This window comes from Corynebacterium rouxii (assembly GCF_902702935.1).
Taxonomy (GTDB): Bacteria; Actinomycetota; Actinomycetes; order Mycobacteriales; family Mycobacteriaceae; genus Corynebacterium; species Corynebacterium rouxii.
In genome coordinates this window covers 2,292,937-2,308,316 of record NZ_LR738855.1, presented here as the reverse complement: position 1 = coordinate 2,308,316, position 15,380 = coordinate 2,292,937, and the positions used below count along the sequence as shown (strand labels likewise).

13 protein-coding genes and 1 pseudogene are annotated in these 15,380 nt (G+C 58.3%); 6 read left to right on the top strand and 8 right to left on the bottom strand.

Annotation, left to right across the window (positions count from 1 at the left end):
* Positions 1–4: 4 nt before the first annotated feature.
* Positions 5–1,798, bottom strand: coding sequence for an acyltransferase family protein (locus tag CIP100161_RS11230; RefSeq protein ID WP_155874370.1), 1,794 nt, complete (start codon positions 1,796–1,798; stop codon positions 5–7).
* A gap of 191 nt (positions 1,799–1,989) precedes the next feature.
* Between CIP100161_RS11230 and CIP100161_RS11225 the strand changes: the two genes are divergently transcribed.
* On the top strand, positions 1,990–3,480 hold the full coding sequence (locus CIP100161_RS11225) for an alanine/glycine:cation symporter family protein (RefSeq protein WP_155874369.1): 1,491 nt from the start codon (positions 1,990–1,992) through the stop codon (positions 3,478–3,480).
* Positions 3,481–3,608: 128 nt separating this feature from the next.
* On the opposite strand, the gene CIP100161_RS11220 is transcribed toward CIP100161_RS11225, so the two are convergent.
* Genes CIP100161_RS11220 through CIP100161_RS11210 form a run of 3 tightly spaced genes read right to left on the bottom strand, consistent with a single transcriptional unit; the run spans position 3,609 to position 6,770 of the window.
* Positions 3,609–4,913 (bottom strand): LCP family protein, encoded by a 1,305-nt coding sequence (locus CIP100161_RS11220; RefSeq protein WP_155874368.1) that lies wholly within the window; start codon positions 4,911–4,913, stop codon positions 3,609–3,611.
* Between the two features lie 28 nt (positions 4,914–4,941).
* On the bottom strand, positions 4,942–5,637 hold the full coding sequence (locus tag CIP100161_RS11215; RefSeq protein ID WP_155874367.1) for a CPBP family intramembrane glutamic endopeptidase: 696 nt from the start codon (positions 5,635–5,637) through the stop codon (positions 4,942–4,944).
* Complete coding sequence (locus tag CIP100161_RS11210; protein WP_155874366.1) at positions 5,634–6,770, bottom strand: amidase family protein; 1,137 nt, start codon at positions 6,768–6,770, stop codon at positions 5,634–5,636. The genes CIP100161_RS11215 and CIP100161_RS11210 overlap by 4 nt, the downstream gene beginning before the upstream one ends.
* 35 nt (positions 6,771–6,805) lie before the next feature.
* Between CIP100161_RS11210 and pheA the strand changes: the two genes are divergently transcribed.
* Positions 6,806–7,708: a prephenate dehydratase gene (pheA, locus tag CIP100161_RS11205; protein ID WP_155874365.1), complete on the top strand. Its 903-nt coding sequence runs from the start codon at positions 6,806–6,808 to the stop codon at positions 7,706–7,708.
* 44 nt (positions 7,709–7,752) lie between these two features.
* A complete protein-coding gene (locus tag CIP100161_RS11200) occupies positions 7,753–8,379 on the top strand; it encodes a histidine phosphatase family protein (RefSeq protein WP_155874593.1) in 627 nt (208 codons plus the stop codon).
* Between the two features lie 29 nt (positions 8,380–8,408).
* Here the strand turns inward: CIP100161_RS11200 and CIP100161_RS11195 are convergent.
* The 4 genes and pseudogenes from CIP100161_RS11195 to CIP100161_RS11180 all read right to left on the bottom strand — a co-directional run.
* Positions 8,409–9,086: pseudogene (locus CIP100161_RS11195) on the bottom strand (DUF4143 domain-containing protein); the annotation flags it as partial.
* A gap of 58 nt (positions 9,087–9,144) precedes the next feature.
* Positions 9,145–9,492 (bottom strand): metallopeptidase family protein, encoded by a 348-nt coding sequence (locus tag CIP100161_RS11190; RefSeq protein WP_155874364.1) that lies wholly within the window; start codon positions 9,490–9,492, stop codon positions 9,145–9,147.
* A gap of 6 nt (positions 9,493–9,498) precedes the next feature.
* A complete protein-coding gene (locus CIP100161_RS11185; protein ID WP_155874363.1) occupies positions 9,499–10,500 on the bottom strand; it encodes a septum formation family protein in 1,002 nt (333 codons plus the stop codon).
* Position 10,501: 1 nt separating this feature from the next.
* Positions 10,502–11,275, bottom strand: a complete 774-nt coding sequence (locus tag CIP100161_RS11180; RefSeq protein WP_166443176.1) for a GntR family transcriptional regulator — start codon at positions 11,273–11,275, stop codon at positions 10,502–10,504.
* 97 nt (positions 11,276–11,372) lie between these two features.
* On the opposite strand from CIP100161_RS11180, the gene serS reads away from it, so the two are divergent.
* From serS to CIP100161_RS11165, 3 genes are read left to right on the top strand one after another with little or no spacing between them, the layout of a single operon-like run.
* Positions 11,373–12,632 (top strand): serine--tRNA ligase, encoded by a 1,260-nt coding sequence (serS, locus tag CIP100161_RS11175; protein ID WP_155874361.1) that lies wholly within the window; start codon positions 11,373–11,375, stop codon positions 12,630–12,632.
* A gap of 29 nt (positions 12,633–12,661) precedes the next feature.
* Positions 12,662–13,489 carry a Cof-type HAD-IIB family hydrolase gene (locus CIP100161_RS11170; RefSeq protein WP_155874360.1) on the top strand — a complete coding sequence of 276 codons (828 nt, stop codon included), beginning with the start codon at positions 12,662–12,664 and terminating at the stop codon, positions 13,487–13,489.
* Positions 13,490–13,501: 12 nt separating this feature from the next.
* On the top strand, positions 13,502–15,334 hold the full coding sequence (locus CIP100161_RS11165) for a lysophospholipid acyltransferase family protein (protein WP_155874359.1): 1,833 nt from the start codon (positions 13,502–13,504) through the stop codon (positions 15,332–15,334).
* Positions 15,335–15,380: the final 46 nt, after the last annotated feature.

The window sequence follows — 15,380 nt, the reverse complement described above, 5'->3', positions numbered from 1 at the left end:
ACTGCTATTGGCACGTTGATGTGAAGCTGCGGTCGTTGTTCTTCCACCGCTCGAAAGCATCTGTGATGGCCTTGGTGTAGGCTGCGGCACCTTCGGGGCCAGGGTGGATTTGGTCTTCGCGGAGGTACTCGGGGTGACCTTGGGCTGCGCCACACCAGTCGGCGATGACGATGTTGTCGTGGGTGGCGGCTGCGTCGAAAATTTGCTGACGAGCACGAGGTATCCATGCGCGGTCGCCGTAGGGTAGGACCATCACAACGGTGTGATCGGGGCCGATCTTGTTCAGGATCTCCTCGATTTGGCCGTCGAAAGCTTGGCTGTTGGTACCAAGGCCCAGCACTACCCATGGGCGTACGGGGAGGGTGTCGAGCAGTCCGAGGACTGCTGTGTAGTGGCGGGAGACGGCGGCGTCGACAAAGCTGCCGGGGTAGGCGCTTTGGATGGCGTCGATAGACGCGAGCATGACGGAATCGCCGATGGCTACGATCTCCTCGCCCTTAGGCAAACGACGACGCTCCGTTTCCGCCAGCAACTGTGCCTTGGCGCGCTCCTCCGCAGCCCGCGCCTGCTGCTCCTCCTGTTGCGCCTGCAAACGCTCCAAATCCATCTGCAGCGCAGTCTTCTCGGGGGCGCTCCACAATGCCACGGGAACGCACAGCAACAAGACCGCCATCACTGTTGGGAGTGAGAGCACCCGCATAGGGCGAGTCTGCTTCCGCCACTGGCCAAAGTAGCGCTTGTACCCTTGGCGACGCAGCGGATTCTCCACCGCATGGTACGACCATTCCGCAAGGATCGCGGAGACCACTGCCGACAGCAACGCGATCAGAATCGAATGCGATTCCATCACCGACGCCAGCAAACTGACCACCGGCCAGTGCCAGAGATACAAGCTAAACGAGCGACGCCCCAGCCAGCGCAGCACTGGATTAACCATGATCCTGGAAACAACGCCGCGCTCATTGACCACCGACCACAACACAATGGCCGTGAGCAGCGAACCCAGCACAATAATTCCGCGGTACGTTGTGGGGTGCGTTGCGTGAACCATCACAAGCATGACCAGCAGCCCCACCAGTGCAATCGGGCCAGCGATCAGGCTGATCCGGCGTTGGCGTATCGACGCCGGCCACGAGTCACCCTCGGTGCGGCTAGTAATCGCAAACGCCAAAAACGCGCCGATGAGCAGACCAAAAGAGTGCGTGTCAGTCCCGTAATAAACGCGAGAAGGATCTACCTCGGGGTTATAGGCAAGCGCCATCCACACCGCCGACGCGACCGCCAGCGAGAACGTGAGAATTAACGGCACAATACGCTTACTCAGCGCGACGACAGCCACGAAAATAAGCGGCCACACCACATAAAACTGCTCTTCAACTGCCAGTGACCAATAGTGGGCAAAAACCTGCACGCCTGCGTCGGAGAAATAACTCTGACTCTGCGCAATTTGCACCCAGTTATTGGCAAACAGTAAAGAGCCGAAGAACTGTGAGGTCAGCCCCACGGCAGCGTCGCCACCAATGGTGGCTGTAACCACGCTGACCGTGAGTAGCACTGTGACCGCGGCGGGGAGGATACGCCTTGCACGACGTACCCAGAAATGCTTTAAGTCAATACGGCCGGAACCCGCGTGCTCGCGAATAAGCAGGCTGGTGATCAGGAAACCGGAAAGCACAAAGAAGATATCAACTCCCAAAAATCCGCCTGGTAAGGCGGCACCATAGAAGTGATAGACGATCACGGCCAAGACGGCGATTCCGCGAAGCCCGTCAATGCCCGGTACGTTTCTAATTCTCATGCTCTGCTTTCTTGGTTGATAGCGTGCAAGAATGAAAATTTACTCGGCATAAAAACTATTAGCAACGACAACCAGTCACAGGTGTAGCACTTCTGCTTTGCCGGTGGTGGGGGGGGAGGGTGATGCATATTAAATCTGCTGGATGATAGGTTGTAAGACACTCTTATTGTCAGGAACCTCCGGAGCACAGCATGAATACGCTCATCGAAACTCTTAATTCGATCATCTGGTCACCCTTCCTTGTTTTTCTCTGCCTCGGAGCAGGCCTGTACTTCACCATAGCCACCAAGTGCGTTCAGGTAACCGGCCTCCCCGACATGCTTCGCCAGCTCCGCGCCGGTGAAAAATCGGCAAACGGTGTGTCCTCCTTCCAATCCCTCATGATGTCCCTTGCTGGCCGTGTGGGCGTAGGAAACATTGCCGGCGTAGCCACCGCCATCGCCTTCGGCGGACCCGGTGCCGTGTTCTGGATGTGGGCCGTCGCCTTCCTCGGCGCTGCCACCTCCTTTGTCGAATGCACCCTCGCACAGATCTACAAAGAACGCGACCAAGACACCGGCGAATACCGTGGTGGGCCCGCCTACTACATTGAGAAAAGCCTCAAGCACACCAAAGCAGCTCCCTTCATGCTGTTCTACGCCATTGCGTTTGCAGTGGTTATGATCTTCTCCACCAGCTACTTCATGCCAGGTGTGCAGGCCAACGGTGTGGCGTCGGCAATGCACAACGCATGGAACCTCGACGTTCGTATCGTCGGTACCCTCCTCACCGTGCTGCTCGCCCTCATCATCTTCGGTGGCGTGAAACGCATCGCCTGGTTTGCGTCGCTAGTCGTTCCCTTCATGGCAATCGTCTACATCGCGGTAGCCATCGTCGTCTTGCTCATGCACTTCGACCAGATCCCACACGTGTTTGGCACCATCTTTAGCTCCGCATTCAACGCCAACGCCACCTTCTCCGGACTCCTCGGCTCCGCCATCATGTGGGGCGTGCGCCGCGGAATCTACTCCAATGAAGCAGGCCAAGGCCTCAACCCCCAAGCCGCAGCCGCAGCCGAAGTATCCCACCCCGCAAAGCAAGGCTTCGCACAAGCCTTCGCCGTCTACGTGGACACTCTCTTTGTATGTTCCGCAACCGCCTTCATCATCATCTCCACCGACATGTACCGCGTATTTGAAGGCGGCACCGAAGACAGCCCCGTGCGCTACGCCGGCTCCCTGCCAAGCGACACCCCCGTCGGCCCAGGATTTGTGCAACAAGGCCTCGACTCCGTCGCCTCAGGTGTGGGACCCTCCTTTATCGGCGTAGCCATCCTCTTCTTTGGCTTTACCACCATCTTGTCCTACTACTACATCTCCGAAACCAACTTTGCCTACCTCATGCGCTGGATCCCCAACGCAACTGTCCGGCGTGCCACCATCTTCGGGTTGCGCTGCCTCATGCTGGTGTCGGTTGGGATCGGCGCAGTATCTACCCCAGGTGCTGCATGGGCATTGGGCGACATCGGAGCCGGTGCCACTGCATGGCTCAACGTGATCGCCATCCTGATCCTGCAGGTTCCAGCTATTAAGTGCCTGCGCGATTATAACGAGCAGAAGAAAGCTGGGTTGGATCCGCAGTTTGATCCGGCAGCGGTGGGAATCAAGAACGCTGAGTTCTGGGAGACGTACAAGGCTCGCTAAGGGCGGCTAGAAGCCGAAAGTGAGTAGTTCGTGCCAAATTAAATCTTTTCTAATATCTCCGACCTGCGGAAACGCTGCGTAGGTGAAAAAGATTTGGCACGAACTACTCACTTTTGGCTTTTGGGGCACTAGCGCAGGGAGGCGAACAGCTCCTCAGAGGCAACTTCGTCCCACAGGACCACATTTCCGACGTCATAATCAGCGAAGCCCGCATACGGCACCGTGACCGTTTCCACACCCTCGCGCATCGCGAGCGCCACACGAGCCAAATGCCACGCATGGTCCTTCTTACCTACCGTGAACGAGCCTGCCACTGTGTTAATAGTGGGCATGATTCGGAACGGATTAGCCAAGGTCGACGTGGAGGTGACCTTGTTGACCAGTGCCGCGAAGAATTCACGCTGGCGCTGGACGCGGTCAAGATCGCCCAGAGCTGTGTGTCGGGTGCGCACATAACCCAAGGCAGTAGGACCATCGACCTTCTGGCAACCGGCTGCGATGTTGAGGCTGGCGAGGGGGTCGTCGATAGGCTCGGCGGGGCATACCTCAATACCGCCGACCGCGTCGACCACATTGGCCAACCCGCCCATACCAATTTCGGCATAGTGGTTAATGCGCAGGCCAGTGGAGCTTTCTACGGTTTGAGTGAGTAGAGGTGCGCCACCGTAGGTGAAGGCCGCATTGATTTTGTCCATGCCGTAGCCCGGGATTTCTACATAGGAGTCACGGGGGATCGACATGAGCGTCGCCTTGCCTGACGACGGAATATGCAACACCATGATCGTGTCCGTGCGCATGGAACCGATGTCGCCACCCGTGCCCAACCGCTGAACATCCTCCTCGGACAGGCCGGTGCGGGAATCGGAGCCCACGAGCAGCCAGTTTGTGCCGGATGTCTTAGCGATGTGTTGCGGCGAGGCAGCCTGAACACGATTAAGCCTAGTGTCTAGCCACAGCGTGCTAGCGATACCAAGAACCATGACAATGACGAGCGTCCACACCAAGCCCGCAATGCAGCCGCCAGGGCGCAAACGACGACGCTTCTTTGGCTCTGGAGGAAGGGTGACCTGGCTGCGACGGTAGCGTTGATTAGGCTCAAACCCCGGCTGCCCCGGCTGCACCGGCTGACCAGGATGCACCGGTTGCTGCTGGTAGTACTGCTGTGCGCGGTAGCGTTGCTGCTCTTCGGGGGTAGGAATGTATTGCCGTGGGCGCTCCTGCGGAACACTTCCAGGCTGAGCTGGCATTTGGGTGGTTTCCGTGCGGATTATCCGTGTGGCTTCGCTGGGTGCAGCACGCCGAGGTTCAGCGCGGTCAGGCTCAGGGCGGCGCGGTGCGGCGCGTCGCCGCCGGATGGGGCGACCGTAGCGGTCCAAGAGGGGTTTTCCATCCGAGCCGAGAAGGAATTCGCCCTGATTACGCTGTTCATCCATGTGTTAGAGCATACAGTGCCGGTGCAGGTCAGCCGTTAATAATGGCGTAGCCGACGAAGGCGACTGCGTCGATAAGGAAGTGGCCGATGATTAGCGGCCAGATGGATGTGGGGCGGTAGCGCAGATAAAACCAGCCATAGATAAGCCCCATGATGATATTGCCAATACCTGCGGAAACGCCTTGGTAGAGGTGATAGCTGCCACGCAGCAGGGCACTGGCAACCAAGGTGAAAACAAGGCCGTGGCCGAGCTGGTTCAACCTTGTACTCAGCCACTTGACCACTACGATTTCTTCGGCGAAGGCGTGCGCGAAAGAAAACAGGAGCAGAACGGGGATACTCCAGAAGTGTTCCAGTGCTGAGGGGATAACTTCTTTGCTTAGCCCGAGGTGAACCGCAGCATAGTAGAAGCCAAGTCCTGGGATTCCAATGATGGCGGCAAGGCCCACACCCCAACCAAAGTCAGTGTTCCGGGGTTTTTCTAGGCGCTCGCCAAGGAGGAAAAGCGCAAGCAACCCCCACGCTAGGATGGTGGTTGCCCCGCACACTTGGAGGGCGAAGTCGAGCCAGGCTGCGGTGGCGCGTGGGGCGTTGAGCGTCACGCTTTGGGTGTTCAGTGGGGCGGAGAGGGCGTCGATAAGCGTGAAAATGGAACGTAGCCCCGCCATGCCGAAAGTCAAGGCAAGAACAAGGAAGACCTCGTAACGCAGTCGGCGAGTGTTCACAAGTCACCTGCCAGGCCGAAAAGCTCCGGCACGCTGCAACGAAGCGCCCCTAAGTGGATATTGCGGCCCGCATACGGCATGCTGAGCGCCGCCGCCCCAGACATGTTGAACATCGTGGCCCACGGGGTCCACTGTGTTTGCGCGTGAAAATCCTGCTCAGGGGACATCGCCGAAAAGTAGCCCACCGCCGGCGGGTCGAAGGCCAACACAGGGGAGAGCACCGCGTCGACATCCCAGGCGGCAAGAAGCTGCGCGCGCACCGACATGAACTCGGCTATCGCCTCCGCTTTTCGACGCCCCCCAATGCGGCCACCACGATCCCGCAGCCACGACACCAACGGTGACGCCTGCCCATGAATCTTGGCAGAACGCAACGCAAGAATGTCAGAAAACGCCGCAAACGGCTCATCCCCATACGGGCGCTGAACCTCAACCAGTTGATGGCCCGCCCGCGACAACGCAGAAGCCGCAGCATCTATCGCCGCCAACATCGGATCCGCAACCTCCACCTCAGCATGAACCGGCTGGGTTAACACCCCAACCCGCAACGGACGGCGAACTGGGGTTATGGCGTGGAGGAAGGCGGCGTCGGCAAGCGTGCGCGTAAGAAAACCCTGCGTCACCGGCACCGCACCCGCCGTATTATGCGGCGGCTTAAACCCCACCAACCCACAACACGCAGCAGGAACCCGCAACGAACCCCCACCATCAGAACCATGAGCAGCCCGCACCAAACCGCGAGCCACCATCACAGCAGCACCACCCGAAGAACCACCAGGCGTATGCCCCTCAAACACTGGCGCCGGCTGATCCACCGGCTCCGTATACGCAGTCAACCCCAACTCAGGAGTCAGACTCTTACCCGGCACCACCGCACCTTCGGCCATAAACCGCGCCACAAACGCATCCGTCTTATGAGGGTGCGTAACCCGATAATGCGCACCGAACGTCGTGGGCATACCAGCCACATCAGACAAATCCTTCGCCGGGATAATCCACCCTGACAACCGCCCGCGCGCATGCTCCGCCTGCTCATGGGCGGCATCAGCATCAAAATAACAAAACCCGTGATCCGAAGCAGACATCTGAGCTACCTGTGCTGCAAGGAGATCAATCTGCTCATGGATAGGCATGACGAATACCTTACCGTCCAGATAGAGTAAGACGCATGAGGATTGCCTATCTCGGGCCAGAAGGAACATTTACCGAAGCCGCACTGTGGAAATTCACCACACGCCTCGGACTAGAATCCGTGAACACCATTGCGGCCGCCAACCCCCGCGAGGCCATCGCTGCCGTCGCCGCAGGAGAAGCCGACTACGCCTGCGTTGCCATCGAAAACTCCGTCGACGGCCCCGTCACCCCCACCTTCGACGCACTCGCCACCATCGACGGCGTGCGCATCTTCCACGAACTCGACCTCCCCATCGCCTTCGCCATTATGCAGCGCGCCGGCGCACCGCTACGCCGCTTTGCCACCCACCCCGTGGCCTACCAGCAGGTAAAAACTTGGCTTGCCGCCAACACACCCGACGCCGAGTTCGTCCCCGCGTCCTCCAACGCTGAGGCCGCCCGTATGGCAAAAGAAGGCATTGTGGACTTCGCCGCAGCCCCCGCCCGCGCCGCAGAAGTGTACGGACTCAATATCATTGCCGACGGCGTCGCCGACGTCACCGGAGCTCGCACCCGATTCGTCCTCGTCGGGCACACCGCCACCCCCACCGCACGCACCGGCCACGACCGCACCTCCGTAGTGTTCACACTCAAAAACGAACCCGGCAGCCTCGTCGGAGCCCTTTCCGAATTCGCCATGCGCGGCGTAGACCTCACCCGAATTGAATCCCGCCCCATCGAAGAAGGCCTAGGAACTTACCGATTCCACGTGGATATCAACGGGCATATCGACGACCTCAACGTCGCCGAAGCACTCCGAGCACTCTACCCACGGTGCAACGCGCTAAAATTTATCGGTTCGTGGCCAGCCATCTCCGGCCAGCCCGTCACCGCAGTCGATCCCACCGTCGCACAGGCCGCATCCGAATGGGTGGAAGCTGCCCGCAACGGTGCCTAATCAGAAAGAAAAATAAGGAAATAACCTTGGGACGTCTCATCCTCATGCGCCACGGGCGCACCTTTGCCAACGCCGCAAAAGTCCTCGACACCCGGCCCCCAGGAGCCGAACTCACCGTCATCGGACGCACCCAAGCCGACGACGCCGGCCGCAGCCTCGCAACACTGAGCCGAGACATCCGCACCGTGACCTGCTCCATTGCCATCCGTACCCAGCAAACAGCAGTAGCAGTGCTCAAAGCCTACGAAGAAACCCTCGGAATCGCGCCGGGCACCATTCCGCTCAGCATCAACGCCGATCTCCGCGAAATCGACGCCGGATCCATCGAAGGCAACACCGACAGCCACTCCCATGACCTGTACACCCGCGCCCTCCACAGCTGGATGAACGGCGACCGCAGCGCAGCCATGCCCGACGGTGAAACCGCAGGCCAAGTAGTAGACCGCATGCGCCCCGTACTTGAAGAACTCGCCACCCAGGACGGCGACCATCTGATCGTGAGCCATGGCGCAGCTATGCGCATTGTCACCCGCTTTGGCACCAACGTCACCGCAGACTTCGCACTCCAGCACTACATCGATAACACCTCCACCATCGTCATCGACCCGACCGGAGAATACGGTCAGTGGAAGCTGATTACTTGGGCAGGGGCGGAGCTAGGCGCCGAATAGTGCTAACGGCACTACGGCGACTCCGTCGCTACCTCGATAGCCACAAGATCGCCGTCATGATTCGACGCAATGAGATCAACTTCATGGTCTCCGCGTCGAGTACGCAGGTGCCTAACGGAACCGAATTGTGATTCCGCGGCGACTCGAACGCTTAATGTAGCTAATGATTCAAATAGTGGGCCCAAAATGGCGATAACGCTCTGTGACCAGACGATTAGCTGGTACGCCTAAAAGACGAAGAGCAAAGGCAGGATCGGCCAATTGGTGTTTTGGTGCTCGTGCGAGTCCAGCAAGCGGCGATCGTACAAAGTCCCATGCTGGGACCTCGTCGAGCATCCAAATCTCAGTCAATTTGCTGCGATATAGTGCAGCAGTGTGCCCCTGCTCAGGGAGATCCCGATCAACGATTCTTTCAATATAAGAGCCAAACTCCACGTTGATAGCGCGTTGTGACTGTTCATTAAACCCCAGAAAACCGCTTCGTGCGATTTCTGAGAGATAGCCGTTAAGCGTTAAGTCTGTCGTTCCGCTAATAGGGCATTGCCAAGAAAAAGATCAGCTTCAAGAACCTAACGATCACCGGCGCGGTCTAATCGCAGTAGATGTTTACTGCGCCGAATTGCTGATTCTGTTTTCCCCACTCCTTTCACGCCTTCGACCGCAATTGCTCCGGCAAATTGAAGCATTTCATCCCTAAAGGACACCATTTTACGGCCACGAACTACCCCACTTTGTGCTCGCGAAGGGTACAAATTGTACAAGGGTTTAGGCGTAGCCAAGGCGGTGCAGATCATCCTCATCGAGCCCAAAATAGTGACCGATCTCGTGCATAACGGTCACGCGTACTTGCTCGACCAGTTCTTCGTGGGAACTGCAAAAATCCTTGAGAGCTTCGCGATAAATCGTGATGGTATCGGGTAGAAAACCAGTATGGTCAAAGGTGCGCTCGGTTAACGCAACCCCGTGATACTGGCCGAGGATATAAGGGGACTCCTCGGCATAGTCACTGATGAGGAATGCAAGGTTGGTGATGCGGTCGGCGACGGGATCCGGGATGGCGGCGAGGGCTTCGTCGACAAGCGTTTCAAACTCCTCGTTGGAAATCTCAACCATGGTGCTTTAAGGAGCCGTACCTTCGAGAACCTCGGGGTTGACGATCGGAGCGCGCTCGGGGCGAGGCGCAGGTGGCTGGCCGTTGATAGTAAAGCCATGTTTGGCGGTGCCGTGCAAGACCCCAAAATTACCACCCTCTTGGCCGGAGACTAGAGCACAGTTCACACTGTGAGAACCGCCCGACCAAGAATTATCGGGCAGGGTAGTCCAGAAGGGCTGCAAGGTTGAGTAGTAGAGGGGGTCGTCGCCACCGAGGTAGTCGCGAGCTGCTTGGGTACACAGCTGCTGTAAGTGCTTGTCTTGGTCCTCAATTGACGGGATGAATTGTGGGAAAACAGGTTGCAGGTCTACTACCGAGGTGATTTCTAGCTGGTGATCTTGCTGGCAATCAACCACACGGGTGGCCTTAGCTGCGTCGATAAGCAAGCATTGCCCCGCGCTAAAAATACGAGATTGATCCTGCTCAGCGGCCTTGCCAGAGGTGATAATCACCTTGCCGGAATCATCTGTGGCCTGCACACCGCACAGCAGCGTGCGGTCGCCTTTATCCCACGCATCCTGTGGCGGCAGGATCGACGCGACCGAGTAGCGGCCCAGCGGATCATAGGTGCCGCCCAAGTATTGCAAGGTGGGGCTGAGGCAGAGCTCTTCACGCAGTTGCGCCTGGCGGGTCAGGTCCGGTTTAGCGGCGTTGTTGGAAAACTCTTTGGACGGGTAGGCGTTGAGATCCTCGCGGGAGGACACCTCGAAGCGGTGCTCGCCTGCACAGTCGGTTTGTTCGAACTTAGACACCTTGCCGCCATTATCTGCCCATGTCAGGCATGCGCCAGCGTCAGCGCTGGTAAACGACCCGACGGAAGCGGCTGGTGCGCTAGATGTTGCGGTCTGCTGGCGGGGCTCGCTGTCGTGTTGCGACGCCGTGTACGTGTACGCGCCTACGCCGCTGGCTACTACGAGGGCAGCCACACCTGCAAAACCTGCAACCTTTTTCGAACTCATTTCGCCCATACTACTTCGTAATAAACGTCCTTAATGCGAAGCGGTCAGTGCGGTAGAGCGAGGAGCACCACTCGATGGGGTTTTCTCCTGCGTGTGCGTGGCGTTCCACCTTCAGTAGGGGTTCGCCAACATCCACGCCGAGAATCCGTGCGGTTTCTGGAGTGGCGGCTACCGCTGTGGTGATTTGTTCGGCACCGGTGATGGAGGCGCCGTAGTTCTGCTCAAGGATGGAGTAGACGGATTTGTATACGTCGTTTTCGAGCAGGTCAGGGGCGATGGTGGAGTTGTACCAGGCGTCGTTAATGCAAAATGGTTTGCCAGCGCCGAGGCGGACGCGCACGAGGTGGGTGTGCGGGGTGCCTTGTTCGGTGCCAAAAAATTCGTGGACAACGGCGCTGGGTGATGACCATGAGGATGCGAGGATCTTGCTGGAGGCTTCGATCTTGCGGGCGGCCATTTCGTCGCTAAACGACGCCAACTGTAGCCGAGTAATCATCGGCGCTTGGGCAACAAAGGTGCCTTTGCCGCGGCTGCGTCGTAACTGTCCGGTGGCGACGAGGTCGCCGATGGCGCGTCGCACCGTGATGCGGCTGACTCCGTATTGTTCCTCTAGGGCACGTTCGCCGGGAAGCATGTCACCAGGTTTGAGCTGGTTACGGCAGAGTTCTTCGAGAATTTCCCTGAGTTGCTGGTGTTTCGGAGTGCTGGTTCCGTCAGTCAGGGTCCTGGCGGGCAACTCCAGGAGAGTGTCGACCATAGGTATGAGCATACCGTGAGTGGTCATAACCAGCGAGGGTTTCTGGTGTGATCTTTGAACCATTGCGGGGTCTGGGGCGGTCCGAACCACCCTCTTAACTAAGGAACACGGTAGTGTAAGTTCCGTGATTGATCTAAAGTTCCTCCGCGAAAACCCTGATGTTGTCCGCGAGTCCCAGCGTATTCGTGGCGAAGACCCAGCTCTGGTGGATCAGCTCCTCGAGGCTGACGAGAAGCGCCGCGAGGCCATTAAGTCTGCCGACGACCTGCGCGCCGAGCACAAGGCCTTTGGCAAGAAGATTGGCCAGGCATCCCCAGAAGAGCGTCCTGCTTTGCTGGAGGGCTCTAACGAGTTGAAGTCCCGCGTGAAGGCAGCGGAGGAGGCCGAGGCTGAGGCATTGGCCAAGGTCAACGAGATCCAAATGCTGTTCGGCAACGTTGTTACCGATGCACCAGCTGGTGGCGAGGATGACTTCATTGTTCTTGAGCATGTAGGCACCCCACGTACCTTTGATTTTGAGCCAAAGGATCACCTCGATCTTGGTGAGTCGCTTGGGCTTATCGACGTCAAACGCGGCACCAAGGTTGGTGGCGCACGCTTCTATTACCTCACCGGCGATGGCGCATTCCTGCAGTTGGGCATGCTGAATCTTGCGGCGCAAAAGGCCCGCGAGAATGGCTTCCAGCTGATGATCCCACCTGTGCTTGTTCGCCCAGAGGTCATGTCCGGTACCGGTTTCTTGGGTGCTCATTCGGATGAGATCTATTACCTTGAGCGCGATGACCTCTACCTCGTGGGTACCTCCGAGGTGGCGTTGGCTGGCTACCATCAGGATGAGATCATCGACTTGTCTGATGGTCCTATCAAGTACGCGGGCTGGTCGAGCTGCTTCCGTCGTGAAGCGGGCTCCTACGGCAAGGACACTCGCGGTATTTTGCGTGTGCACCAGTTCGACAAGCTGGAGATGTTTGTTTACTGCAAGCCGGAAGAGGCTGTTGCACAGCACCAAGCTCTGTTGAACATGGAGCGCGAGATGTTGGCTGCTGTTGAGGTGCCTTACCGCATTATCGACGTCGCCGGTGGCGACCTTGGTTCCTCTGCTGCCCGCAAGTTCGACACCGAGGCATGGGTTCCAACCCAGAACACCTACCGTGAGCTGACCTCGACCTCGAACTGCACCACCTTCCAGGCTCGTCGTCTGCGCACCCGCTACCGTGACGAGTCCGGCAAGGCACACACCGCAGCAACCCTGAACGGTACGTTGGCTACCACTCGTTGGCTGGTCGCTATCCTTGAGAACAACCAGCAGGCTGATGGCTCCGTGATCGTTCCTGAGGCACTGCGTCCATTCGTGGGCAAGGAAGTACTCGAGCCAAAGAAGTAATTTCTCAGCGAAAATATGCAAGGAGAGCGATGAGCGCACTTATTGTCAGTGATATCGACGGAACGCTCATCGACTCTCGGGAACGAATCCCCAGTGCGGTGAAGGAGTCGCTTGCGGCTGCCCAGCGTGCTGGGGTTTCGTTCGTTGTGGCCACGGGGCGGCCTGCGCGCTGGATCCACCCGATCATCGATCAGTTATATACCCCACCTACGCTGTGTGTTTGCGCGAATGGTGCGGTGATTTATGATCCCGCCCGTGATCGCATTACACATCGTCGTGAGCTTGCCCCCGACGCCATGCGCACGGTGGTGCGCGTTGCGCGTGAGGCGCTGAGCGATGTTGGCGGTTGCGGTGTGGGAGTTGAACGCGCAGGGGTGTCTGCCCACGACATGTCTGGCGAACTTTTCGTGGTGACCCCAGATTTTGTGCACTCGTGGGAGTCTATTGAGCATTCCACAGTGGAGCTTGATCAGGTGTTAGCGCGTTCTGCTGTGAAGCTGTTGTTGCGCAATGATGCGCTGACATCGGAGCAGATGCACCGCTTGGTTGCCCCCGTGGTACCCGCAGATGTGGCACATGTGACCTATTCCATGTCGGATGGTTTGTTGGAGGTTATGCAGCCTGGGGTGAATAAGTCCTCGGCCTTGGATGTGGTGGCACAAGACCTTGGTGTGGATCCTGCGGATGCTATTGCGTTTGGCGATATGCCCAATGACCTTGAGATGATTCGTTGGGCGGGCACTGGCGTTGCGATGGGAAATGCGTGCGATCAGTTGCAGCGTGCTGCTGATGTGGTGGCACCGACGAACGATCAAGGAGGCATTGCGGTGGTAGTGCGGGAGTGGCTGCAGGGGTAGCAACCCCGTAACATGGCAGGCATGTTCCAAGATCTTTTGTACCTCAACATAATTGGTGCTGTGCGCGCGATCACGGCTGCCCAGGGCATCAAGATCCGTATTTCGGGCGAGGAGAATGTTCCAAAGTCTGGCGGCGCTGTTGTGGTGATTAACCACACGGGGTACTTGGATTTTATTTATGCGGGATATCCGTTTAGGAAGTTCCGTAGGTATGTTCGCTACATGGCTAAAGGGGATGTGTTTAAGCATCCGGTTGCTGGTCCGTTGTTGCGGGAGATGCGTCATATTCCTGTGGACCGTATCGACGGCACCGCGGCTTTTGACCAGGCGGTGGACATGCTCAAAGAGGGGGAATTGGTGGGCATTTTCCCCGAGGCGACGATTTCGCGCAGCTTTGAGATTAAGACGTTGCGCCCGGGTGCTGTGCGTATGGCGCAGGCGGCGGGGGTTCCGATCATCATGGTGATGGTGGTGGGGTCGCAGCGGGTGTGGACTAAGGGGCATAAGAAGAATCTGATCCATCCTGGTTCGCCGATCCATATGAAGGTGTTCCCGGCGTGGTATCCCGAGGGCGATGTGAATGAGGCAACGCAGGAGTTGCGTCGTCGGATGATCGCGGGCCTCGAGGAGGTGTGGTCTGATTATCAGGCGGAGGAGCCTATTACTCCTGGTGCATTGTGGGCGCCGGCGCGGTTGGGTGGCGGTGCGCCGACTTTCGACGAAGCCCAGGTGGAAGATGAGAAGGTGGAGCAAGAGCGTCGCCGTGTGCGGGTGCTGACGGAGGAGATTGCGCAGCTGACGGAGTGGATTACGCAGGCGACGAAGGCAGGCGCGAATGCTGTCGACGCTGCCCGTCACCGTGTGGAGGATGTGTTGCACAGGGAGGTGGTCACCAAGGCGGATACAGGTAAGGCGTTGTCGGTGTTGAAGGACACTGTCGACGAGTTCGTTGAGGAGGTTGTCTCTGGCGCGAAGGAAGGCAAAGACCGTGTGATGGATGCCGGTGAGCAGCTGCGTCGTAGTGTTGCGGATCTGTATGGGCAGGCGGTGACTGCCAGCCAGGTGAATCCTGTGGTGGTGCAGGCAACTGCGCAGGTCAGTATGTTGTTGGATCGCTTGCCGCAGCGTAAGGATGCGCCGAAGGCTGAGTTGCCGCGTGTGCTGGTGTTGAGTGCTGATGGTGCGGTGGCTACGTATCCTGAGGCCACGCTGTCGCCGTCGGCGCTGTCTAAAGTGGCAGCGTTGGCGCAGCAGCGTCCGGTGGTGTTGACCACGATCAGTGGCATGGATCGGGGGGTGGCGCTTGCGCGTCAGGTGGCACAGGAGTCGGGTGCGGATGTCTGGGTCAGTGTTAGCGCTGGTGCGGTGGCCGCCAAGGTGAGTGCCACAGATGTCTCGGTGTTGTATGAGTGTGTGGTTTCCGATGAGCTTCGCGTGGCTGTGCAAGAGTGTGCGGATGGTGTGGGGCTTGATGTGGAATGGAAGGATTCCCATCATGGCGTTGTGTCTGGTTTGGGGGCTGATCCGGAGCCGTGGCAGAAGTTATCGCAGGTGGTGCGGGTTGTTCCGTTGCCGGGGGAGTCGGATCGTTGTGTGATTGTTTCATCCGAGGCTTCTGTTGAGGCGGCTGTGCAGGCGTGTGTGGGGGATGTCTGGGATGAGGCGTTGGTGTGTGCCGCTGATGCGTCGGAGGTGGATGCGTTGGCGCGTGCGGGGCGTCGTGTTGCGGTGGTGTCGGCACCGGTGGTGGTGTTGCGGGAGGCTGCGCAGTGGTGCGATCGTCCGGACAAAGACGGGGTAATTAATTTCTTAGACAAGCACTTTATTACCCCTGAAAGTGTGTAAATTGCGGGGTTAGCGGGCTGTGTGGTGTATATCGCGCGGCCCGTTT